Origin of the sequence: Pseudomonas fluorescens (assembly GCF_902497745.1) — a bacterium.
Taxonomy (GTDB): Bacteria; Pseudomonadota; Gammaproteobacteria; order Pseudomonadales; family Pseudomonadaceae; genus Aquipseudomonas; species Aquipseudomonas fluorescens_BM.
The window spans coordinates 108,371-129,621 of the sequence record NZ_CABVHJ010000014.1; the positions used below are offsets into that span (position 1 = coordinate 108,371).

The 21,251-nt window shown below is 58.9% G+C and carries 17 protein-coding genes; 7 read left to right on the forward strand and 10 right to left on the reverse strand.

Annotation, left to right across the window (positions count from 1 at the left end; genetic code table 11):
* Both F8N44_RS21285 and gbcB read right to left on the reverse strand, forming a co-directional pair.
* On the reverse strand, positions 1-606 hold a 606-nt coding region (locus F8N44_RS21285; protein ID WP_150651722.1), incomplete at its 3' end, for an iron-containing alcohol dehydrogenase family protein.
* Positions 607-1,050: 444 nt separating this feature from the next.
* Positions 1,051-2,151: a glycine-betaine demethylase subunit GbcB gene (gbcB, locus tag F8N44_RS21290; protein WP_007911227.1), complete on the reverse strand. Its 1,101-nt coding sequence runs from the start codon at positions 2,149-2,151 to the stop codon at positions 1,051-1,053.
* A 297-nt stretch (positions 2,152-2,448) separates the two neighbouring features.
* Here gbcB and gbcA point away from each other — a divergent pair, with 297 nt between their 5' ends.
* Entirely contained in the window at positions 2,449-3,744 is a 1,296-nt protein-coding gene (gene gbcA, locus F8N44_RS21300; protein WP_053124549.1) for a glycine-betaine demethylase subunit GbcA, read from the forward strand.
* Between the two features lie 931 nt (positions 3,745-4,675).
* Here the strand turns inward: gbcA and F8N44_RS21305 are convergent.
* The 6 genes from F8N44_RS21305 to F8N44_RS21330 form a co-directional block, all read right to left on the reverse strand.
* Entirely contained in the window at positions 4,676-5,446 is a 771-nt protein-coding gene (locus tag F8N44_RS21305) for an electron transfer flavoprotein subunit beta (protein ID WP_150651694.1), read from the reverse strand.
* A 9-nt stretch (positions 5,447-5,455) separates the two neighbouring features.
* Positions 5,456-6,676, reverse strand: a complete 1,221-nt coding sequence (locus F8N44_RS21310; protein WP_150651695.1) for an electron transfer flavoprotein subunit alpha/FixB family protein — start codon at positions 6,674-6,676, stop codon at positions 5,456-5,458.
* A complete protein-coding gene (gene dgcB / locus F8N44_RS21315; protein WP_150651696.1) occupies positions 6,676-8,625 on the reverse strand; it encodes a dimethylglycine demethylation protein DgcB in 1,950 nt (649 codons plus the stop codon). Before dgcB ends, F8N44_RS21310 begins: the two co-directional genes overlap by 1 nt.
* Positions 8,626-8,789: 164 nt before the next feature.
* Positions 8,790-10,850 carry a dimethylglycine demethylation protein DgcA gene (gene dgcA, locus F8N44_RS21320; RefSeq protein ID WP_016983627.1) on the reverse strand — a complete coding sequence of 687 codons (2,061 nt, stop codon included), beginning with the start codon at positions 10,848-10,850 and terminating at the stop codon, positions 8,790-8,792.
* A 15-nt stretch (positions 10,851-10,865) separates the two neighbouring features.
* Entirely contained in the window at positions 10,866-11,396 is a 531-nt protein-coding gene (locus F8N44_RS21325) for a DUF5943 domain-containing protein (RefSeq protein ID WP_005792152.1), read from the reverse strand.
* 106 nt (positions 11,397-11,502) lie between these two features.
* Positions 11,503-12,480 (reverse strand): dipeptidase, encoded by a 978-nt coding sequence (locus F8N44_RS21330; protein ID WP_007911246.1) that lies wholly within the window; start codon positions 12,478-12,480, stop codon positions 11,503-11,505.
* A 234-nt stretch (positions 12,481-12,714) separates the two neighbouring features.
* On the opposite strand from F8N44_RS21330, the gene F8N44_RS21335 reads away from it, so the two are divergent.
* On the forward strand, positions 12,715-13,116 hold the full coding sequence (locus tag F8N44_RS21335) for a lysozyme inhibitor LprI family protein (protein WP_150651723.1): 402 nt from the start codon (positions 12,715-12,717) through the stop codon (positions 13,114-13,116).
* A gap of 102 nt (positions 13,117-13,218) precedes the next feature.
* Complete coding sequence (locus tag F8N44_RS21340) at positions 13,219-13,542, forward strand: helix-turn-helix domain-containing protein (protein WP_150651697.1); 324 nt, start codon at positions 13,219-13,221, stop codon at positions 13,540-13,542.
* Positions 13,543-13,605: 63 nt separating this feature from the next.
* Here F8N44_RS21340 and F8N44_RS21345 read toward each other — a convergent pair whose 3' ends face one another.
* Complete coding sequence (locus F8N44_RS21345) at positions 13,606-14,571, reverse strand: tyrosinase family protein (RefSeq protein WP_150651698.1); 966 nt, start codon at positions 14,569-14,571, stop codon at positions 13,606-13,608.
* A gap of 229 nt (positions 14,572-14,800) precedes the next feature.
* Between F8N44_RS21345 and F8N44_RS21350 the strand changes: the two genes are divergently transcribed.
* Together F8N44_RS21350 and F8N44_RS21355 are read left to right on the forward strand one after the other, a co-directional pair.
* Entirely contained in the window at positions 14,801-15,217 is a 417-nt protein-coding gene (locus F8N44_RS21350; protein WP_150651699.1) for a DUF3010 family protein, read from the forward strand.
* Positions 15,218-15,306: 89 nt separating this feature from the next.
* A complete protein-coding gene (locus F8N44_RS21355; protein WP_150651700.1) occupies positions 15,307-18,060 on the forward strand; it encodes an RHS repeat domain-containing protein in 2,754 nt (917 codons plus the stop codon).
* Here F8N44_RS21355 and F8N44_RS21360 read toward each other — a convergent pair.
* On the reverse strand, positions 18,057-19,046 hold the full coding sequence (locus F8N44_RS21360) for a GlxA family transcriptional regulator (protein WP_150651724.1): 990 nt from the start codon (positions 19,044-19,046) through the stop codon (positions 18,057-18,059). The genes F8N44_RS21355 and F8N44_RS21360 overlap by 4 nt on opposite strands.
* A 191-nt stretch (positions 19,047-19,237) precedes the next feature.
* On the opposite strand from F8N44_RS21360, the gene F8N44_RS21365 reads away from it, so the two are divergent.
* Both F8N44_RS21365 and F8N44_RS21370 read left to right on the forward strand, forming a co-directional pair.
* Positions 19,238-20,182, forward strand: coding sequence for a choline ABC transporter substrate-binding protein (locus tag F8N44_RS21365; protein ID WP_150651701.1), 945 nt, complete (start codon positions 19,238-19,240; stop codon positions 20,180-20,182).
* Positions 20,183-20,289: 107 nt separating this feature from the next.
* On the forward strand, positions 20,290-21,177 hold the full coding sequence (locus F8N44_RS21370) for a 3-keto-5-aminohexanoate cleavage protein (protein ID WP_016983621.1): 888 nt from the start codon (positions 20,290-20,292) through the stop codon (positions 21,175-21,177).
* Positions 21,178-21,251 lie beyond the last annotated feature (74 nt).

Consider the following 21,251-nt stretch of genomic DNA (forward strand, 5'->3'; position numbering starts at 1 on the left):
CAGGTAGGATTCGATGGCGTGCACCAAGGCGTCGACGCCACTGGCTGCGGTGACGCTGCGTGGGCAGGTCAGAGTCATCTGCGGGCTGACCAGCGCGACATCCGGTAATAGAAAGTCGCTGACGATGCCTTTCTTCAACTGCGCGACTTTGTCGGAAAGGATCGCGACGTTGGTCACTTCGGAACCGGTGCCGGCGGTGGTCGGAATGGCGATCAGCGGCGGGCCTTTGCGTGGCACCTGGTCAACACCGAACAGATCTTCCAGTGCGCCGTGGTAACCGGCATACGCAGCGACACTCTTGGCGATGTCGATGGCGCTGCCGCCACCGAGGCCGATCAAACCGTCATGCCCGCCTTCGCGGTAAACGCGCATGCAGTCTTCGACGATGGCGATTTCCGGGTCCGGCAGTACGCGGTCGAAAATTTCGTAATCGCGCCCGCCGAGTTGCACCAGCGCCAGCTCCACCGTGCCGGATTTGACCAGCGCGGCATCGGTGACAATCAGCGGATTGTCGATATCCAGGCGTGTGAGTTCGGCGGCCAGTTGTTCGATGGCGGCAGCGCCGGTGATCAGTTTATGAGCGATTTTGAACTGGGACAGACTCATCGTGCGCAGCCTCTTATAGATGTGGGAGCTGGGCACAAGATTAGCTGGGGATTTGGGGTTGTCTGCTATTCAGGTGGTGAATGACTCATCGAGCGCAAGATCAACAGCCCCTCACCCTAGCCCTCTCCCGGAGGGAGAGGGGACTGATTGGGGGATATTTGAGAATTACGCCGACGTGAAACTGCTGTACCGAATCCATAGTCGACTCGATATCTCAAGTCGGTGCACCGCGTGAGAACAACTCGGTCAGTCCCCTCTCCAACAGGGAGAAGGGACTGATTGGGGGATGCTCAAGGAGTACGCCGACCTGAAACTGCTTTGCCGAATCCATAATCGATAAGGTCGTTCAGGTCGATGTACAACCCTAGACAACTCGGTCGGCCCCCTCTCCCTCTGGGAGAGGGCTGGGGTGAGGGGCAAGCCGTACGCAAAAATTTGCCCTACTTAAAAATCGATGCGCACATCCCCCTTCGGCACACTGCAGCACGACAAGATAAACCCTTCAGCCTCATCGTCCTCGGTAATCCCGCCGTTGTGCTCCATCTCCACCTCACCGCCCAGCTTCAACACCTTGCACGTCCCGCAAATCCCCATCCCGCAGGCTTTCGGGATCATCAAGCCAAGCTTGGCCGCCGCCGCATGCACGGTCTCGCCTGGGGCCACACGAATGCTCTTGCCAGACGAGGTGAATTCGACCTGATGCAGATCCGCCGCATCGATTTCCGGCGCATCCGCAGCCTGCTCGGCCTGTTCGACCGCATCGGCACGGGCCTCGGGCGGCGTGGCACCGAACGATTCCTCGTGATAACGCGACATGTCGTAACCGGCCACTTCCAGCAGGCGTTTGACCGCGTTCATGTACGGCGTCGGGCCGCAGCAGAACACTTCGCGCTCGAGGAAGTCCGGCACCATCAACTCAAGCATCTTGTGGTTGAGATAGCCGCGATAACCGGCCCACGGCTCACCCAATCCGTGCTTCTCGCAAATCAGATGCAAACTGAAGTTGTCGATCCGCGACGCCATGTGTTCCAGCTCGCGGTGGTAAATGATGTCTTTCGGCGAGCGCGCGCTGTGGATAAAAGTCATGTCGACGTTAGCGTTGGTGTCGTAGAACCAGCGCGCCATCGACATGCACGGCGTGATGCCGACGCCGCCGCTCAGGTACAGCACTTTCGGGCTCGGAAAGTCGATGGCATTGAACAGCCCGACCGGCCCGTGCACCGCCAGCTCTTGCCCCTCATGAAGCGTGTCGTGCAACCAGTTGGACACCTTGCCCCCCGGCACCCGTTTGATCGTCACCGAAAAGCTGTACGGCACCGACGGCGAACTGGAAATGGTGTAGGAGCGCATGATCGGCTGGCCTTCGATTTCCAGCTCCAGGGTGACGAACTGCCCGGGCTTGAAGAAGAACAGGATCGGCTGGTCAGCCATAAAGCAGAAGGTGCGCACGTCCCAGGTTTCCTGGATGACTTTGACGCAACGGACGATGTGTCGGCCATTGGCCCAGGTCTGGGTGGTGACCGGATTCAGGAAGCTGTTGGACATGCTGTTCTCCACGGCCGACTGTCGGCCTCATGTCGGCGATTCTGCGTATAGCGCGAACCGCCCGTTTACCTATCCGCGACATCGGCATACTTATCGCGACCAGCCCCCAACCACCGGGGGTTGCGCGTCGGGAACAGATTGCACCATGTCGCCCATGGATAAGGTTGCGCCCTGCGCCGGGCCCACACTCGCCCCAACACCAAGACAGCTTCTTTACACCTTGCGTAGCAACCGTTAGCAGCACACCTGATCAGCCACTTTTCGCCGGCCACGCAGATGGCCATGAGGATCACATCGATGGACGTCACCGCAAAAATCAGCCTGGGCGATCCGCTGGAACCCGCACGCAAGGCCACCGCACAAATGCTCCAGGAGCGCGAACGCACCTTTTCGCTGCCACAACCGTTCTATAGCGATGAGCGGCTGTTCGATATCGACATGCAGGAGATCTTCCAGAAAGAGTGGTTGATCGCCGGCATGACCTGCGAGATCCCGGCCAAAGGCAACTACCTGACCCTGCAGATCGGCAAGAACCCGATCATCGTCATTCGTGGCGCCGAAGGCGTGGTGCATGCGTTCCACAACGTCTGCCGCCACCGTGGCTCGCGTCTGTGCACCAGTGAAAAAGGCAAGGTCGCCAAACTGGTCTGCCACTACCACCAGTGGACGTACGAGCTGGACGGGCGTCTGCTGTTCGCCGGCACCGAAATGGGCGCCGACTTCGACATGAAGCAGTACGGCCTCAAACCGGTGAACGTGAAAACCGCCGGCGGTTACATCTTCATCAGCCTGGCCGAGAACCCGCCGGCCATTGATGACTTCCTGTCGACGCTCAACCATTACATGGAACCGTACGACATGGAGAACACCAAGGTGGCGATCACCACCACCTTGATGGAAAAGGCCAACTGGAAACTGGTGCTGGAAAACAACCGCGAGTGCTACCACTGCAACGCGTCGCACCCGGAACTGCTGAAAACCTTGCTGGAATGGGACGACGTCACCGACCCGCGCGCCGATCAGGCGTTCAAGGATCACGTCGCCGCCTCCGCCGCTGCCTGGGAAGCCGAGAAGATCCCCTACGCCCACGCCAGCTTCGGCCTGCGCAACCGCATCGTGCGCATGCCGCTGCTCAAAGGCACCGTATCGATGACCCTCGACGGCAAACAGGGTTGCGCGAAACTGATGGGCCGCATCAAAAACCCGGATCTGGGCTCGATGCGCATCCTGCACCTGCCGCACTCGTGGAACCACTGCATGGGCGATCACATCATCGTCTTCACCGTATGGCCGATCAGCGCCCAGGAAACCATGGTCACCACCAAGTGGATCGTGCACAAGGATGCGGTTGAGGGCGTCGATTACGATGTTGATCGCATGCGTCAGGTGTGGGATGCGACCAATGATCAGGATCGCCGACTGGCGGAAGAGAACCAGCGCGGGATTAACTCGACGGCGTATCAGCCTGGGCCTTACTCGAAGACTTATGAGTTTGGTGTGGTCAACTTCGTGGATTGGTACAGCGAGCGCTTGCTGAACAACCTTGGGGCCGAGCCTGCGCCTTACCTCAAAGGCGTCCCGGTTCAGGGCTAAAAGCAAAAGCTTCGCGAGCAGGCTCGCTCCCACAGGTGGAATGCATTCCAAATGTGGGAGCGAGCCTGCTCGCGAAGGCGTCATGAAAGTCATTACATCTCTGAAACCAGATTGCACAATTTCTGATCAACCACCCCGCACCCTATACCCACCAAGCCCCCCAGCATTCCGCAAACAAGTTATCCACACACCCACCCACAGCAAATGGGGGTAACTGTGGATGAACGAAAAAATAACTGACTGATTTGTGAAGAAAAATCGTGACTTATCCAGAAGCACGGTTTGCAAGGCGTATTGGTTGATTTTTGATCACATTCTTGTAAGCCACGCTCTATATGGCCTGTAGAGGATGGCAAACATGTTATCCACAGAAGCGCCAACAGAGTTCGGGGGTAACTTTGCCTTGTCTGTGGAAAAGCGTTGGAGGCTGTGTGAAATCGGGGTTTTTGCAGAAGTTTGCCGTTGGAATAGATGAATTGATTGTTTTTTGATCAATTCTTTGCAGGCCACGTTTTATAAGGGTATCAGCGGATAGCGAACATCTTATCCACAGAAGCGCCAACAGAGTTTGGGGGCAACTTGCTGCGTTATCCTGCCGAAAAACCCCTGAAAATCCGTGACTTAGGCTGGTTGTTTTTTGATCGGAAGGCTGTAGGGCTTGATTGGCTTGGGGTCTAGAGAGGGGCGAACATGTTATCCACAGATCCGCCAACAGGGATTGTGGGTAAAACGCTACCCTCACCCTAGCCCTCTCCCAAAAGGAGAGGGAGCCGACCGAATTGCCTATTTGAACTCTATCGACCTGAACGAACATTGTGATCTCAGGCTTGGCAAAGCCAAGGTCACCGCGCAATCGCAGGTCGATGTAATTAGCCAATACCACTCGGTCGGTTCCCTCTCCCTCTGGGAGAGGGCTAGGGTGAGGGGCTTTTCAGCGGACGACGCCCTCTTCGATCAGCAGCTTGAGGATGGCTTCGGCGCCGGCCTGTGGGGTGACGCCTTTGAGCACTTGTCCACCGCCGCCACTGGCTTTGGCGGTCGCGGCTTTCATGCGGTCGGCGCCGCTTTTGGCTTTGATCACTTTCAGGCGTTTAGGCCTTGGTTTGGCCGGTTGCAGGGTGGCTACAGACAGGAGTTCGTCGTCGACAACCTCGACGTCGTCAGCCTGCAAAACACCCCGCCGCGCCGGTCCATAAGCACTCTGCCGAGGTTTCGGCGCAGCGTTATCCACAGTCGCCAGAAACGGCAGCTTCACCTTCAACCGTCGCCGTTGCCCACGCGGCAACGCTTGCAGTACCAGTGCCGAACCGTCATTGATCGACTCGACCTGCGCCAGCCCCACCACCAGCGACCACCCCAGACCTTCGGCGAGCAAAAACGGCAACATTCCCGAGCCTTCGCCGGTTTCCGCCTGGCTGCCGGTCAGCACCACCTGCGCACCGGCATCGCGCAGATACGCGGTCAGCGCCGGCAACGCATCGGCGCCAGCAGGTTGCTCGAGCACGTGCATCTGCTCCAGGCCCATGCCCAGATAGGCGCGCAATGCCGGTTCCGCAACGTCGCCGGCATGCAGCACTTGCAGGTTATCCCCAGCCAGTTGCAGGCCGAGTTCCACGGCGCGCGCGTCCTGGTCGGCGCGGCGTGGCCTGCCGGAAGTCGGGTGGGCGCCAATTGAAACCAGACTGATAACTTTCGTGTTCATCGCGTTTCCTTAGGCCGCATCGCGCTTGGATTCATTGCGGTAAGCCGAAACGGCTTCGATCAACGCTTGCAGAATCTCCGCGCTTTCGCCAATCACCGAGAGGTCGGCACGCTTGATCATGTCGCATCCCGGATCGAGATTGATCGCCACCACCTTGTCGCAGGCGCCGATACCTTGCAGATGCTGGATCGCCCCAGAGATACCCACAGCCACATAGACCCGTGCGGTAACCCAGGTGCCGGACGCGCCGACCTGGCGATCACGGGCCATGAAGCCGTCGTCGACGGCAACCCGCGATGCACCTTCGGTAGCGCCGAGCGCCGCCGCCGTTTCGTGGAACAGTTGCCAGTCCTTGACGCCGTTGCCGCCGGAGAAAATGAATTCGGCTTCGGCCATCGGAATCGCCGCCGGATCCACCGCCACAGCGCCGAGATCTTCGATCCGCGACAGACTGCGCGCCACGCTTGTGGATAACTCCACCGGCAACGCTTCATGACGGGTTTCGCTGACCGGCTCCGCGCATTCGGCCGCAGCCAGAATCAACCGCGCAACCGGACGGGCAAGGTCTTGCAGCCCAGCGCCAGCGCGGCCGATGCACTCCTGATCCTTGACCTGCCAGACCCGCGTGGCCGGGCGCTCTCCCAGTGCCGCGGCAAAGCGCCGGCCGAGTTCACCGCCACCGCTGCGGCTGTCCGGCAGCAGCCAGTGACGTGGATTGAACTGGTTATCCACAGCGCGCAGACCTTGCATCCGTTGTTCCGGTGCATAACCACTGAATGCTTCGCCTTCGAGTACCAGCAAGCGATCAACGCCTGCGGTGGCGAAAGCGTTTTCCTTGTGTTCGCCAAAGACCACCGCCAACACCGCACCCTCCTGACCGGCGAGTTGATGGGCGAGCCCTAGCAAGTCGCGATCGTGGCTGCTCAAGCGGCCGCCGACCATGTCCGGCACCACGCTGATGTAGAACGCCGGAGCCGGCACCTGATGCAGCGGCAATTGCACTTCCACAGTCGCCGAACGTTTGACCGCCCCGCCCTGTTGCGCGCCGCTGCGATCGATACGCTTGAGGCCGTTGGGGCCGATAAAACCGATGCCATGCAGATTCTTGCGAATGACGCCGTTAGGCCCCATCCAGCTGTGCTGCGCCGGTTGCATCGCCGCGTGCAGCGGATGCAGGCGGTTACGGGCAATCCATTCGGCGCGCGGGTCGCGGCGGATAATGTCGCTCATCAATGCACCTCCGCAGGTTCACGTTTGGCCGGGGTCGCTGGTTTGCTTGGCGCGGCGTCTTCGAGCAATGCGTCGGCGACCAGTTCGGCGATGTCCTTGATCAGCGGACGCGGTTCGACCACGCCTTCGAGCATCGCCGTGCACTGTGGACAACCCACCGCCACCAGTTCGGCGCCGGTCTCGCGGATGTCTTCCATGCGCATATCAGGAATCCGCTGTTTACCCGGAATATCAGTGATCGGCGCCCCGCCACCGCCGCCGCAGCAGCGCGAACGGAAGCCGGAACGTTGCATCTCTTTAACCTCGATGCCGAGTGCACGCAGCACTTCTCGCGGTGCTTCGTACTCACCGTTGTAGCGGCCGAGGTAGCACGGATCGTGATAGGTCACGCTGTTGCCTTTGTGCTGACCGAGATTAAGCGCGCCGGCCTGAATGATTTCCGCCATGTAGGTGCTGTGGTGCTGCACAAGGTAATTGCCGTCGAACGCGCCGTACTCGTTTTTCAGCACATGGAAACTGTGCGGATCGCAGGTAACGATGCGGTTGAAGCTGTATTTGGCCAGGGTCTGAATGTTGCGTTTGGCGAGCAATTGGAAGGTTGCTTCATCGCCAAGACGCCGCGCTACATCGCCACTGTCACGCTCTTCAAGACCGAGCACGGCGAAGTCGATTTTTGCCGCTTTCAGCACTTTGACGAACGCGCGCAGGGTGCGCTGGTTGCGCATGTCGAAGGCGCCGTCGCCGACCCAGAACAGCACGTCGGTGGATTTCTTTTCGCTGAGCAGATTGAGGTTCAGATCCGCCGCCCAGTTCATCCGCCCGCCCGGGGCGAAACCGCCGGGGTTGTCGGTGGCGATGAGGTTTTCGAGGACTTCGGCGCCCTTGTTCGGGGTGGCGCCTTTTTCCAGAGTGAGGTGACGGCGCATGTCGACGATGGCATCGACGTGCTCGATCATCATCGGGCATTCTTCGACGCAGGCGCGGCAGGTGGTGCACGACCACAGGGTTTCGGCGTCGACCAGACCGTTGACGATAGGTTGATGGGGATTGCCGCTGTGTTCGCCAATTGGTTTGCCGGGATACGGGCTGCCGGCGAACTTCGCATCGGTGCCACCGGCGAGACCGACGACCATGTCCTGAATCAGTTTCTTCGGGTTCAGCGGCTGGCCGGCGGCGAAGGCCGGGCACGCGGCTTCGCACTTGCCGCACTGCACGCAGGCGTCGAAACCGAGCAACTGGTTCCAGGTGAAATCCTTGGGTTTCTCAACACCCAACGGAGCACTCGGATCGTTCAAATCCAAAGGCTTCAAGCCGGTAGAGCGGCCGCCGCCAAAGCGCTCGGCGCGACGGTGCCAGGCCAGATGCAGCGCACCGGCAAATGCATGTTTCATCGGCCCGCCCCAGGTCATGCCGAAGAACAATTCCGACACGCCCCACAGCACGCCAATCCCCAAGATAACGGCGAGCACCCAGCCACCGAAGTTCTCCGGGAGAATCCCGGCCACCGGCAAGGTCAGCAGGAAGAACGACGCCGAGAACGCCAGCAGGCTTTTCGGCAGGCGCATCCACGGGCCTTTCGACAACCGCGCGGGCGGGTTGCGCCGACGCAGATAAACGAAGATCGCGCCGACGAACATCACTGCCGTCATCAGCAGCAAGGCATAGCCAAGGATGCGGCTATGCAGGCCGAAACCGTGGACCAGCAGCGCCAGCACAATCGACGCCACCGCACCGCCCGCTGTAGCGACGTGGGTGTTGGCGATGTATTTGTCCCGCGCCACGACATGGTGCAAATCGACCATGTAGCGCTTGGGCATGGCCAACAGGCCGCCGATCAGATCGACCTTCGAGGCCCGGCCCCGACGCCACATCGCTACCCGCCGCAACGCGCCGAGGACACCAAGGCCGATAGCTGCGAACAACAGGATTGGAAGAAGGGTGTTCAACATAGGTGAAGCTCCCAAAGACCGCAGGGTCTTGCAGGTCGGGTTGCCTTACTCGGTCACTGTGGGAGCGAGCTTGCTCGCGAAGGCGGACTGACATTCAACATCGATGTCGACTTATCCACCGCTTTCGCGAGCAAGCTCGCTCCCACAGGGTTGTGTGCAAGCCTTTAAAAGTCTTTACACAGTCTGAGTGCGTCATAAATGGCGGCGTGCGTGTTGCGCTGCGCCACGCAGTCGCCGATGCGGAACAGCAAGTAGCCGTCGCCCGCCTCGCTCAGCGAAGGTTGCGGCTGGATCGCGAACAACGCTTCGACGTCGATCTGGCCCTTGTTGCGCGAACCCTCTTTGAGCGCGTAGTAGATTTCTTCATCCGGACGCACGCCGTTTTCCACCACCACCTGATCGACCACACGCTCCTCTTTCGCGCCGGTGTATTCGTTCTCCAGCACCGCGACCAGTTTGTCGCCTTCGCGGTAGACCTTCTCGAGCATCATGTCGCCGGTCATGATCACTTCTTTCGGATACATGCTGCGGTAGTAGGTCGGGAACGACGTACCGCCGATGGCCACGCCCGGTTTGATGTCGTCGGTGACGATCTCGACCTGGCTGCCCTTGTCGGCGAGGAAGTCAGCAACCGACATCCCGGTGAACTCGCAAATGGTGTCGTAGACCAGCACGTTCTTGCCCGGCGCCACCTTGCCGTCGAGCACGTCCCAGCTGCTGACCACCAGCCCTTCGGCGGCACCCCAGTGTTCGTTCTGTTCCAGGTACGGATGCCCGCCGACCGCCAGCACCACCACATCCGGACGCAAGTCCATGATGGTGTCGGCATCAGCTGCCGTGCCCAGACGCAGATCGACTTTCAGCCGCGCCAGTTCCAGCTGGAACCAGCGGGTGATGCCGGCGATCTGGTCGCGCTGCGGCGCTTTCGAGGCGGTGGTGATCTGCCCGCCGATGAATTCCTTCTTCTCGAACAGGGTCACGTCGTGGCCACGCTCGGCGGCAACGCGGGCCGCTTCCATCCCGGCCGGGCCGGCACCAACGATGACCACTTTGCGTTTCGGCCCGGTGGATTTCTCGATGATGTGCGGCACGCCCATGTATTCCCGGGACGTCGCGGCGTTCTGGATGCACAGCACGTCGAGGCCTTGATACTGGCGGTCGATGCAATAGTTGGCGCCGACGCACTGCTTGATCTGGTCGATCTGGCCCATCTTGATCTTGGCGATCAGGTGCGGGTCAGCGATGTGCGCGCGGGTCATGCCGACCATGTCGACGTAACCGCCTTCAAGAATCCGCGTGGCCTGGTTCGGATCCTTGATGTTCTGTGCATGCAACACCGGCACCTTGACCACTTCCTTGATCCCGGCGGCCAGATGTAGGAACGGCTCCGGTGGATAACTCATGTTCGGAATCACGTTGGCCAGGGTGTTGTGCGTGTCACAACCCGAGCCGACGACGCCGATGAAGTCGAGCATGCCGGTGTCGTCGTAATACTTGGCGATCTGCTTCATGTCCTCGTGGGACAAGCCGTCCGGGTGGAACTCGTCACCGCACAGACGCATGCCCACGCAGAAGTCGTCACCGACCTCGGCGCGCACGGCTTTCAACACTTCCAGGCCGAACTTCATCCGGCCTTCGAAGGTGCCGCCCCATTCGTCGGTTCGCTTGTTGACGCGCGGGCTCCAGAACTGATCGATCATATGCTGGTGCACCGCCGACAGCTCGACGCCGTCGAGACCACCGGCCTTGGCCCGGCGCGCGGCCTGGGCGTAGTTGCCGATCACCCGCCAGATTTCTTCCGGCTCGATGGTTTTGCAGGTGGCGCGGTGCACCGGCTCACGGATACCCGACGGCGACATCAGGGTCGGCCAGTTGAAGCCGTCCCAGCGCGAGCGCCGGCCCATGTGGGTAATCTGGATCATGATCTTGGCGCCATGCTTGTGCATGGCGTCGGCCAGATTCTGGAAATGCGGAATGATCCGGTCGGTGGACAAATTGACCGAGCTCCACCATTCCTGCGGGCTGTCGATGGCGACCACGGAGGAGCCGCCACAGATCGCCAGGCCGATGCCGCCCTTGGCTTTCTCTTCGTAATACTTGACGTAGCGGTCGGTGGTCATGCCGCCGTCCGTTGCGTAGACCTCGGCGTGCGCGGTGCTGAGCACGCGGTTGCGGATGGTCAGTTTGCCGATCTGGATCGGCTGGAACATTGCTTCGAAAGCCATGGCGGGTTCCTCGACTTACAACGGCTTGACGGTGAACAGGCCGTCGTCGTGGCCTTCTTCGGAGCCACCGTAGACTTGCTCGGCGACGGTGCGAATCTTGCTGCCGCGCGCCTCAAGAATCTGGTCCATGGCGCCGGCAAACCAACCGGTGAACATGTAGTCGACCTTGCGCCCGACCTTGCCGTAGACGTAGACGAACGCCGAGTGTTCGAGCTTGACGCTTGCGGTGCCTTTGTCGAGGTCAATGTCCTGGATCTTGAACAGCCCCCAGCCGCGTTGCGACAGGCGCTTCATGTAGTGCTCGAACACCGCGACGCCTTCCAGGCCGTGGCATTCAGCTTCTTTTTCGCACCAGTGCCAGGCGGACTTGTAGCCGGCCTTGTAGAGAATTTCGGCGTAGGCGTCAGCGCCCAGAACTTCTTCGATGCCCATGTGGTTATTCACGAAGAAATGACGCGGCACGTACAGCATTGGCAGGGCGTCGGAGGTCCAGACACCGGTCTCGCTGTCGACTTCGATTGGCAATTGCGGGGCGATCTTGGCCATGGAAACTTAACTCCAGAAAAATAGTGGATTCAGTGGTGACCGCTGCCCTCACCCCAGCCCTCTCCCACAGGAGAGGGGGCAGATCGGCGGCGGTCTTGAGTCAGCGTTACTCGCCCCAGACGTCTTTCAGGACGTTGACCCAGTTTTCGCCCATGATCTTGCGCACGACGCGCTCGGAATGGCCGCGCTTGAGCAGGGTTTCGGTCAGGTTCGGGAACTCGCCGACGGTGCGGATGCCCAGCGGATTGATGATCTTGCCGAAGCTGGTCAGACGGCGGGCGTAGCCCTTGTCGTGGGTCAGGTATTCGAAGAAGTCCTGACCGTGGCCCTGGGTGAAGTCGGTGCCAATGCCGATGGCGTCTTCGCCGACGATGTTCATCACGTATTCGATCGCTTCGGCGTAATCGTCGATGGTCGAATCGATACCTTTGGCGAGGAACGGCGCGAACATGGTCACGCCGACAAAACCGCCGTGGTCGGCAATGAACTTCAGTTCTTCATCGGACTTGTTGCGCGGGTGCTCTTTGAGACCCGACGGCAGGCAGTGGGAATAGCACACCGGTTTTTTCGATTCGAGGATGACTTCTTCGGAAGTCTTGGAGCCGACGTGGGACAGATCGCACATGACGCCAACACGGTTCATCTCGGCGACGATTTCGCGACCGAAACCCGACAGGCCGCCGTCACGTTCGTAGCAACCGGTGCCGACCAGATTCTGGGTGTTGTAGCACATCTGCACGATGCCGACGCCGAGCTGCTTGAACACCTCGACATAGCCGATCTGGTCTTCAAACGCGTGGGCATTCTGGAAACCGAAGAGGATGCCGGTCTTGCCTTGTTCCTTGGCGCGACGGATGTCGGCAGTGGTGCGCACCGGCATTACCAGGTCGCTGTTTTCGCGGATCAGCTTCTGGCTGGCAGCAATATTGTTCACGGTCGCCTGAAAGCCTTCCCACACCGACACAGTGCAGTTGGCTGCCGTCAGACCGCCCTTGCGCATGTCTTCGAACAGCTCGCGGTTCCATTTGGCAATGATCAGACCGTCGATAACGATGCTGTCGGCGTGTAATTCGGCTGGGCTCATCAGGCGTCCCCTTATTGGCGATTCATGCGCCGAATCGTCTGCCGGCGCTTTGGGGCCAGCATATGCCTCGGTGCCGGGGCGACCGGGTGCAAAAACGACAGGGGAATTGCCGAAAGCGTCAATCCGCGACAAAGGGTCGCCAGACGCTCCGATAAGCTACCTGTTCAAGCCCGCAAGCTTGAGCCAGAATCTCCCGCATCTTGGAAACACCACTGGATTAGAGCGGCGACAACAATGAAATCGATCTTCCTGGCTTTGGCACTGATGGCGACCGGCGTACACGCCGCTGAAGAGTCCGACAACAACCCGTGCGACGCCGTCGAAAACGACGTCCAGACCCTGGAATGCTCGACCTACAGCCGCAGCACCGCCGAAGACCTGCTCAAGGACAACTACGCCAGCCTGACCGAACGCATGCAGACCGCGTACGGCAAGAACGCCACGCAACTGGCGGACATCACCGCCAAGATCAAGACTGCCCAGCAGCAGTGGCTGAAGACGCGGGATGCGGATTGCGCGGTGGAAGCGTTCCCCGCCACCGAAGGCAGCAAGGCGTTCAAGATTGCGCAGAATGACTGTGTGGCACGGATGAGTGATGAACGGTCGGAGTTTTTGGAGTCGATTGGGCAGGAGTGATCCTGACCACTCGTAACATGCAGTAAATTCTTGTTGATTGGCGTTGGGAGAAATATAAGCAAAGATTCTGAAATCTTATAAAAGACTTATATTTCTCCGAATATGAAGATATCCACAGATATCCAAATCATCAACGACGCCGAGGGCAAACCAGCCTTTGTGGTCATTCCGTACGCGCAGTATGTTGCGCAAAAAATGCAGCCCGACCTGATTCCCCATGAGGTCGTCAGCCGGATGGTCGAGGGGGCAACACCGATCCGTGCCTGGCGCGAACACCTCAACCTGACTCAGGAAGAAGTCGCCAAACGCATGGGTATTTCGCAACCGGCGTTTGCCCAGCAGGAAACAGTCGCCAAGCCACGAAAAGCAACTCGCGAGAAGATTGCGGCAGCCTTTGGAATCACCTCTGAGCAGCTTGAGCTCTAGCCGGTAACGGCGTGTTTGCCTGCTGCAATAGCCAGGCATTCACACCGCCACCCGATGCCAGCATCAGTCGTGAAAAGGAGAACGAGGTTTCACATGATCGAGGACCAGACGTGGCGCCTCATACTCATACCCCAAGTCAGTGATGTCGCTCACACTCCGAGCAGACTGCGCAAACGGCTCAAGCACATCATCGTAGTTATGTCCTTTCGGACCATTGGTCAGCGGTGCGTAATGCGGCACCCAACGCTCGTTGCTCTGTAGCATCAGTGACTGCCAGTCTGCCCACACTTTGTCGACAAAGCAGTGATGCAGGAAGAACACCGGATCATCCGGAGACGTCATCGGCAGCATATTGCCGCCCACCCAGAGGTGAACGCGATTATGCAGTTGTGAACCCGCAGTGGTTACCTGCGGATCACCGCGCTGGGTGATCCAGCCCTCCAGGCGATTTCGGAAACCGCGCACACTGGGGCCGGAATCATAAGGTGGTGTGTCGTAGAGACTTTCACGCAAGGCCATTTGCAGATCTTGCGGTGTCGGCAATGAGTTCACGACCAGGCCGAACTGGCGCTTCAAACCCGGACCTGGCAAATCGTCATCCGGATAAGAGGGAACCGGCCATTTACCGTTTTCAACAGCAAACGGACCGGTTGCCACACGCCACTCATCGCCTTCAACACCATTACCGCCCATGAAATCCTCAGCCCACACCGGAGAGTTGAGCGGATCGGCAGCATCTTCGGTCCAGTTCCAGTACGGAATCGTGATGGAGCGGTTAATCGCCTGAAGGTCATTTTCGAACTTCAGCAAAAATGCCCGGTGCCATGGCAGGAACGAAGGCCCCCGATGAGCGCCATTGCGATAATTTGGATCGTTTGGTTCATGAGGCAAAACCGTGGGCTTCATCACTTGGTGATGCAGGTGCACATACTCATCATATTGACCTGACTGTTTGAGCTGGAGACAGGCATCGACGAAGTTGTCTTTTTCGATTGGGGTCAGCGAGCGAATGTTCTTGCGCAGCTTCATGTCTTCAATCCCTTGAGCGAGGTTAGGTGTGGAAAGGGCGACAATCGTCCCAATCCGCCGACAATCAAGCTAGGCGTCAGTCGGAAGGGCGTCTACTGTCAGAAATTACAGGTCAACAACGATTTCCGACCAGCGGTATTGCACCGCTGCGGCACCGACGCGAGGTGACTTGACCGCCCGACTGCGTCAACATGATTGCCATCCAATTCGCTCATAAGGTCACTCGCCCATGAACATCTGCGGCATCGAAATCAAAGGCAGCGAAGCGATCATCGCCGTGGCCGCTCTCGACGGTTCGACCCTGAGCCACATTCCCCTCGCCACCAAAAAGATCGCCTTGGACGAAGACGACGAGGCGGCCAACGTGAAGCTGTTCGCGGCGCAGGTGGCGTCGTTTGTGCGGGAGAATTCGGTTGATCGGATTGCGATCAAGAAGCGCAGCAAGAAGGGTGAGTTTGCCGGTGGGCCGACGACGTTCAAGATTGAAGGGATTTTGCAGTTGCTGGATGGTTGCGAGGTGATGTTGTTGTCGCCGCAGACGATCAATGCGCAGGCGAAGAAGCACAATTTTGAACTGCCGGGGACGCTGAACAAGTATCAGCATGAGGCTTATAAGGCTGCGTGTTCGGCGTTGCTCAAGAAGTAAGGAGATTGCAGCACCTGTAATTTCTGACAGTGGTCAACCTGGTGAAAATAGCGCTACGTTGACACTTTCCAGCACCGCGGATTGGTCAAATGGCCGCATCTCCCCACGGTAATATTCATCACGCTACTCCGCGCCTGATCGTGCAGGATTCACGCGGTCTGACGATTCGCAACGTGGCCTATTACCGCGCCGATCCCGCTGAAACGCCGGAGCCGCGTATTACCCGTCAGGTATATGGTCCGAACGGGCACTTGGCTGCGGTCTGGGACCCGCGTCAATGGATGAAGCGGGGCGCTCCCAATCTGACAACGCAGCACTCTCTTTCCGGTGTGCAACTGCTGAACGACAGTGTCGACGCTGGCTGGAAAGCGACAATGCCGGGCGCCGTCAGCGAACCTCGATTCGAATGGAATGGTCGACGCCACCAGCGTTGTATTGACTACGACGGCCAACTGCGTCCGACTGCCATTGCAGAACACCCTATCGACCAGCCGGCCGTTACTACGGAACGGCTGACTTACGCCAACAGCGACACTGGTTATGCGCTGAATAACCAGTGTGGCCGACTGGTTCGCCACGATGACACTGCTGGCTGTGTCCATTTCAATGATTACAACCTCGTGGGCACGAAGATCAGCGAGTCTCGACAGTTCTCAAGCGACTTGTCAGTTACCCACTGGCCCGAAGAACTACCGGATCGCAACAAAAAACTCGAAAGCGATGTTGCCGTCACTCGATGGACATTTAACACGCTAGGCGATCTGCTGATTCAAACGGATGCGCGCGCGAACCAACACCTTTTTACCTATGACATTGCAGGCCGGTTTGCCCAAATCAAACTCAGGCGACCATCGTGTCCCGACGCGGTTCTGATCAGCCATCGAGGTTACAACGCCAATGGCCAGATCGAGACTGAAACCTCAGGAAACGGGGTGGTAACAACTCGTCAATATGACGCTGAAAGCGATCGGTTAATCCAGCTCATGTTCGCGCGCACCGGTCATGTCTTGCAGAACCTTGTTTACCGCTACGACCCTGTCGGCAATATCCGCCAGATCCAGGATTTGGTAGCGGTAACCCGCTACTTCAGAAGTCAGCGCACGGACGCCACCAGCCAATATCGCTATGACTCCCTGTCTCAATTGGTAGAAGCCAGCGGTCGTGAATGTGTTCCCGATAATCTGGTACCCGGCATACACCAGGCTCCCGCCATTAGCGCGAAATCGTCAAGCACTTACAAACAGAAGTTTTCCTACGATCGGGCGGGAAACTTAACGACCCTGATCCATGAGGGGCTTCGAGGCTACACCCGTGAAATGGTGACAACTCCTTCAAGCAACAGAAGTCTGCCCAAACCGGACTCGGGAGAACCGGACTTCATCAACAGCTTCGACAACAACGGCAATTTACTCACCTTGTCCTCGGGGACGCGTGTTCTGCACTGGGACTGTCGCAACCAACTTAGCGAGGTTGTCCACGTCCGCAGAGAAGATGAGCCTGACGATGATGAGTCATACCGTTACGACAGTCTCGGCCAGCGTCTACGCAAGGTTCTACGTCGCAAGACGAAATCCTCAACCGCTACGCGTGAAGTGCGTTATCTGCCGGGGCTGGAGATCCATATCAGGGGTGACGTGGAAGTGCGCCATGTCATGACGGCGGACGCTGGAGATTGCAACGCGCGCGCGCTGCACTGGAAAGAAAAGCCACCTGCTGGCATCGCCAGCGATCAACTCCGCTACAGCCTTGGCGATCACCTCGGATCTTGCACGCTTGAGTTGGACGAGGCGGCGGCGGTGATTAGCCAAGAGGGTTACTACGCGTTCGGAGGCACAGCCTGGTGGATCGCCCGAAGTGATACTGAAGCTCAATACAAGACCGTCCGGTACTCGGGCAAAGAACAGGATGCCACGGGGCTTTATTACTACGGGCTTCGTTATTACGCACCCTGGCTACTGCGGTGGATCAATCCGGATCCGGCTGGCGATATTGACGGCGTGAATCGCTACCGGATGGTGCAAAACAACCCGTTGCGGTTCAAGGATGACCAAGGCCTTTCGCCGGTTGAGCCGATCAATGAATACGAAAGGACAAACGCTGAAGCAGGACATGTGATTCTTTACCGACGAGCAAAAGATCTGCCTGAAAACGAGCGAAGGGAGTTCGAGAGTAACTACTCAACGATGCTCGATTTCACAAAAAATGCCATATCTGCTTTATCCGGGAAAAACCTGACATCCGAAACTCAGGCAAAGTTGCGGCACATTTACGGCAACAACCTGGATGAAGAACACCTCAAAACCGCCGCACACAAAGCCAGCAAACAACTAAAAAAAGTTCTTCATGGGGCAGTGATTGATCAAGGAAAAGCAGATCGTTTTGTCTTTACCTCAAACCACCCTCTAAAGCCGGGTCAAAGAGCCGCACGGAAAAAATTCAAACCCCAAGGTTCGGAAACAATCTACCTGAATCTCAAGGGCCGCCAACAATCGCCACCCCGCAACGCCGGCACCCTTTTCCACGAACTCAGTCATGTCCATGCCGGTACAAAAGACTTCTGGTATTTGTTTGCCGATTCGTCCCCTGACGATACAAAAGAGATGATCGACGCAAATATGGAAAAGGCCCTGCAGAAATCGTTATTGATCGCCAAAAACGGCCCCGACGTTTCAAAAATGAAAGAAAGGAATCGCGCCGCTGTAGCAAAACTAACTCAACGAGCAATGAACAGCTTTCATTCTCCGGACGAACAGGCGTTGGCCGCACAAATCGCTATCACGACCAAAAACGCTGACAGCCTGGCCGCCCTAGCTCTTCAGTTCAGATCTGGCGGTACTCACTAAGCAATCGGCGTGTCTTGGGGAGGCGAGACATCGACATCCTGCCGCCCCCCAACGCTTCGGCGGTCTTCGCGGGGGCAGCGGGCGAAGCGGGCGCGGTAGCTGCGGGTGAAGTAGGATGGCGATTCAAAGCCGCAGGCGATGCTGACCTCGAGCACACTCATGTCGGTCTGGCGCAGTAGCTGCCGGGCTTTTTCCAGGCGCAGGCGCAGATAGAAATTGCTCGGCGTGTCGTTCAGGTGCAGCCGGAACAGGCGCTCCAGTTGCCGCCGCGTCACCTTGATCGATTCCGCCAATTGCAGCGTAGTCAGCGGCGGTTCGCTGTGCTGCTCCATCTCGCCGATCACTTGCACCAGTTTCTTGTTGTTGATCCCGTAACGCGTGGCGACTTCCATGCGCTGGTGGTCTTTGCGTGGACGAATGCGCCCCAGCACAAACTGCTCGCTGACCTGAATCGCCAGTTGCGGGCCGTGGGCCTGGGCGATCAAATCGAGCATTAAATCGATGGACGCGGTGCCGCCGGCCGAGGTGATGCGCCGGCGGTCGATCTCGAACAGCTCCTGGGTCACGCTGAGTTGTGGATAAGATTCCTTGAATGCGTCGATGGCTTCCCAGTGCAGGGTCAGGCGATGGCTATCTAGCAGGCCCGCTTCAGCGAGGACAAAGCTGCCGGTGTCGATGGCGCCGAGGGTCACGCCTTCGTTATCCAGCCGCCGCAACCAGTGTTCAAGGGTGGGCGTGGCGAACTTCAGCGGTTCAAACCCGGCCACCACCAACAACGTCGCACCTTTCTTCAACGGCTCCAGCGCCGCATCAGCGTTGACCGACATGCCGTTGCTCGCCAGCACCGCCCCGCCATCGGCACTCAACACATGCCAACGATACAACTCACCACGAAAGCGGTTGGCCACGCGCAGCGGTTCGATTGCGGAGATAAAGCCAATGGCGGAGAAGCCCGGCATCAGCAAAAAGTAGAAATCCTGAGACATGGCGCCCTCGGTCGACGGGTAGCGTGGCTCGTTGATACGCCGATTGTCGTCGGCGTTCAAGCGCACAGGTCGCTACAGTGCAAATGCCAGTCGCCGCAGTGCGCTTTTACGGGGGCATAGCTGCGTAACTTGGCATCACCGGCGCGTCAGACGCCGGGAACCACAATAAACGACCTGCCGAGGAACCCGACATGAAACGACTGATCAGCAGCTGTGTTCTTGCACTCAGCGGTACCGCTTTCTTGAGCGCCAGCGTCATGGCGGCCGAACCCGCCTCGTGCCAGAACGTGCGCATGGGCGTGGTCAACTGGACCGACGTGATCGCCACCAGTGCCATGACCCAGGTCCTGCTCGACGGCCTCGGCTACAACACCAAACAAACCAGCGCGTCCCAGCAGATTATTTTCGCCGGGATTCGCGATCAGCGCCTGGACCTGTTCCTCGGTTACTGGAACCCGCTGATGACCCAGACCATTACCCCGTTCGTCGACGCCAATCAGGTCAAAGTCCTCGACGCACCGAGCCTGAAAGACGCGCGCGCCACCCTCGCAGTGCCGACTTATCTGGCAGACAAGGGCCTGAAAACCTTCGCCGACATCGCCAAATTCGAAAAAGAACTGGGCGGCAAGATCTACGGTATCGAGCCAGGCTCGGGCGCCAACACGCAGATCAAGGCAATGATCGCCAAGAACCAGTTCGGCCTCGGCAAGTTCCAGTTGGTCGAGTCCAGTGAGGCCGGCATGCTCGCCGCCGTCGACCGCGCCGTGCGCCGCAAAGAGGCCGTGGTGTTCTTCGGCTGGGCGCCGCACCCGATGAACGTCAACGTAAAGATGACCTATCTGACCGGCAGTGACGACGCCCTCGGCCCGAACGAAGGCATGGCTACCGTGTGGACGGTCACCGCGCCGAAATACGCCGAGCAGTGCCCGAACATCGGTCGCCTGCTGACCAACCTGACGTTCACCGCCGAGGACGAGAGCCGGATGATGCAACCGCTGCTCGACCACAAGGACGCTTTCGAATCGGCCAGGCAATGGCTCAAGGATCATCCCGAAGACAAGCAGCGCTGGCTTGAAGGTGTGACTACTTTCGATGGCAAACCGGCCGCTGAAAACCTCCAGCTGACCAGCAAATAACCCTCTATTGAAAGCCCCTCTCCCGGATGGGAGAGGCGACTGACCGACGCTTCGCAGCCCGAAAAAAAGCTGCGGACAGACCCATCACGCCTGAAGGAAACTGCACCATGAACCACGACGTCATCATCACCTGCGCACTCACCGGTGCTGGCGACACGACCGCCAAGAGCCCACACGTGCCGGTCACCCCGAAACAGATCGCTGCGGCGGCTGTTGAAGCGGCCAAGGCCGGCGCCACGGTTGTGCACTGCCATGTGCGCGATCCGCAGACCGGCAAGTTCAGCCGTGACGTAGCGCTGTACCGCGAAGTCATGGAGCGCATCCGCGAGGCGGACGTCGACATCATCGTCAACCTCACCGCCGGTATGGGCGGCGACCTGGAGATCGGCGCGGGCGAGAACCCGATGGAGTTCGGCCCGAACACCGATCTGGTCGGCCCGCTGACCCGTCTCGCCCATGTTGAAGAGTTGCTGCCGGAAATCTGCACTCTCGATTGCGGAACCCTGAACTTCGGCGATGGCGACACCATTTATGTGTCCACTCCGGCGCAACTGCGAGCGGGCGCCAAGCGCATCACCGAGTTGGGCGTGAAGGCCGAGCTGGAGATTTTCGACACCGGTCACCTGTGGTTCGCCAAGCAGATGATCAAGGAAGGTTTGTTGGATAACCCGTTGTTCCAGCTGTGTCTGGGCATCCCGTGGGGCGCTCCGGCGGATACCACCACCATGAAAGCCATGGTCGATAACTTGCCCGCTGACGCGGTGTGGGCCGGGTTCGGCATTGGCAGGATGCAGATGCCGATGGCGGCGCAAGCGGTGCTGCTGGGCGGCAACGTGCGGGTCGGGCTCGAAGACAATCTGTGGCTGGACAAAGGCGTGCTGGCCACCAACGGCCAACTGGTCGAACGCGCCACCGAGATCCTCAGCCGCCTCGGCGCCCGCGTGCTGACCCCGGCTGAGGGCCGCAAGAAAATGGGCCTGACCCAGCGCGGTTAATTGCCCCACCTCAAAACCCTGTGGGAGCGAGCTTGCTCGCGAATGCGATGGCACTGCTGATGAAGATGCTGCGG

Bases quoted from the DNA above. Each gene is read 5' to 3' on its own strand.
- gbcB (WP_007911227.1), bottom strand. From the start codon at position 2,151: ATGTCCAACAGCTTCCTGAATCCGGTCACCACCCAGACCTGGGCCAAT.
- gbcA (WP_053124549.1), top strand. From the start codon at position 2,449: ATGGACGTCACCGCAAAAATCAGCCTGGGCGATCCGCTGGAACCCGCA.
- F8N44_RS21305 (WP_150651694.1), bottom strand. From the start codon at position 5,446: ATGAACACGAAAGTTATCAGTCTGGTTTCAATTGGCGCCCACCCGACT.
- F8N44_RS21310 (WP_150651695.1), bottom strand. From the start codon at position 6,676: ATGAGCGACATTATCCGCCGCGACCCGCGCGCCGAATGGATTGCCCGT.
- dgcB (WP_150651696.1), bottom strand. From the start codon at position 8,625: ATGTTGAACACCCTTCTTCCAATCCTGTTGTTCGCAGCTATCGGCCTT.
- dgcA (WP_016983627.1), bottom strand. From the start codon at position 10,850: ATGGCTTTCGAAGCAATGTTCCAGCCGATCCAGATCGGCAAACTGACC.
- F8N44_RS21325 (WP_005792152.1), bottom strand. From the start codon at position 11,396: ATGGCCAAGATCGCCCCGCAATTGCCAATCGAAGTCGACAGCGAGACC.
- F8N44_RS21330 (WP_007911246.1), bottom strand. From the start codon at position 12,480: ATGAGCCCAGCCGAATTACACGCCGACAGCATCGTTATCGACGGTCTG.
- F8N44_RS21335 (WP_150651723.1), top strand. From the start codon at position 12,715: ATGAAATCGATCTTCCTGGCTTTGGCACTGATGGCGACCGGCGTACAC.
- F8N44_RS21340 (WP_150651697.1), top strand. From the start codon at position 13,219: ATGAAGATATCCACAGATATCCAAATCATCAACGACGCCGAGGGCAAA.
- F8N44_RS21345 (WP_150651698.1), bottom strand. From the start codon at position 14,571: ATGAAGCTGCGCAAGAACATTCGCTCGCTGACCCCAATCGAAAAAGAC.
- F8N44_RS21350 (WP_150651699.1), top strand. From the start codon at position 14,801: ATGAACATCTGCGGCATCGAAATCAAAGGCAGCGAAGCGATCATCGCC.
- F8N44_RS21355 (WP_150651700.1), top strand. From the start codon at position 15,307: ATGGCCGCATCTCCCCACGGTAATATTCATCACGCTACTCCGCGCCTG.
- F8N44_RS21360 (WP_150651724.1), bottom strand. From the start codon at position 19,046: ATGTCTCAGGATTTCTACTTTTTGCTGATGCCGGGCTTCTCCGCCATT.
- F8N44_RS21365 (WP_150651701.1), top strand. From the start codon at position 19,238: ATGAAACGACTGATCAGCAGCTGTGTTCTTGCACTCAGCGGTACCGCT.
- F8N44_RS21370 (WP_016983621.1), top strand. From the start codon at position 20,290: ATGAACCACGACGTCATCATCACCTGCGCACTCACCGGTGCTGGCGAC.